Below are 1,190 nucleotides of genomic sequence, written 5' to 3'. Positions count from 1 at the left end.
AGCAAGTGCATCATCACGTGCTTGAGTCAGTGCAGTAAGTTCTGTTGGAGTGATGAGGCCATTGGCATTTGCATCGATCAGCGCTTGTTCTGCCGCAGCGTATGCTGCTTCTGCTGCCTCTACTGCTTCTGTCGCTTCTTCAAGTGCTGCAACTGCATCATCCACACCATCTTCGTTTTCATCATTTACTGTTGGTAAGGTGATGTCGACTAGATCATCTAAGCGTGCATCCAGCGCGTCTTTGTCTGCTCCTTCTGGAAGTGCATCAACTTTCGCTTGTGCATCTTCTTTAGCAGTAAGCGCATCATCACGTGCTTGAGTCAACTCAGCAAGTTCTGTTGGCGTGATTAAACCATCTGCTTCGGCATCTGCTAGTGCTTGCTCTGCCTCAGCATATGCTGCTTCAGCCGCCTCTACTGCCTCTGTCGCTTCTTCAAGTGCTGCAACTGCATCATCCACACCATCTTCGTTTTCATCATTTACTGCTGGTAAAGTGATATCAACCAGATCATTTAAACGACCTTGTAGCGCATCTTTTTCTGCTTGTACTACCTCAGGTAACGCTGTCACTTTTGTTTGTGCTTCTGTTTTCGCAGCAAGTGCATCATCACGTGCTTGAGTCAGTGCAGTAAGTTCTGTTGGGGTGATGAGGCCATTGGCATTTGCATCGATCAGCGCTTGTTCCGCCGCAGCGTATGCTGCTTCAGCCGCCTCTACTGCTGCTTCAGCCGCTGCTAGAGCTTCACCAATATCATCAACAACACCATCTTCATCTTCGTCATTTACTGCTGGTAAAGTGATATCAACCAGATCATTTAAACGACCTTGTAGCGCATCTTTTTCTGCTTGTACTGCCTCAGGTAACGCTGTCACTTTTGTTTGTGCTTCTGTTTTCGCAGCGAGTGCATCATCACGTGCTTGAGTCAGTGCAGTAAGTTCTGTTGGAGTGATGAGGCCATTGGCATTTGCATCGATCAGCGCTTGTTCCACCGCAGCGTATGCTGCTTCAGCCGCCTCTACTGCCTCTGTTGCTTCTTCAAGTGCTGCAACTGCATCATCCACACCATCTTCGTTTTCATCATTTACTGTTGGTAAGGTGATGTCGACTAGATCATCTAAGCGTGCATCCAGTGCGTCTTTGTCTGCTCCTTCTGGAAGTGCATCAACTTTCGCTTGTGCATCTTCTTTAG

1 protein-coding gene is annotated in these 1,190 nt (G+C 47.9%); it reads right to left on the bottom strand.

The annotated features are described in order from the left end of the window. Positions 1 to 1,190 (bottom strand): hypothetical protein (locus FTV17_RS15420; RefSeq protein ID WP_218945440.1); only part of this gene is annotated, 1,190 nt, incomplete at both ends.

The sequence above is a fragment of the Acinetobacter sp. YH12239 genome (genome assembly GCF_013417635.1).
Taxonomy (GTDB): Bacteria; Pseudomonadota; Gammaproteobacteria; order Pseudomonadales; family Moraxellaceae; genus Acinetobacter.
The sequence above is the reverse complement of the archived record's forward strand: the minus strand, read 5'-3'. Positions and strand labels throughout refer to the sequence as shown.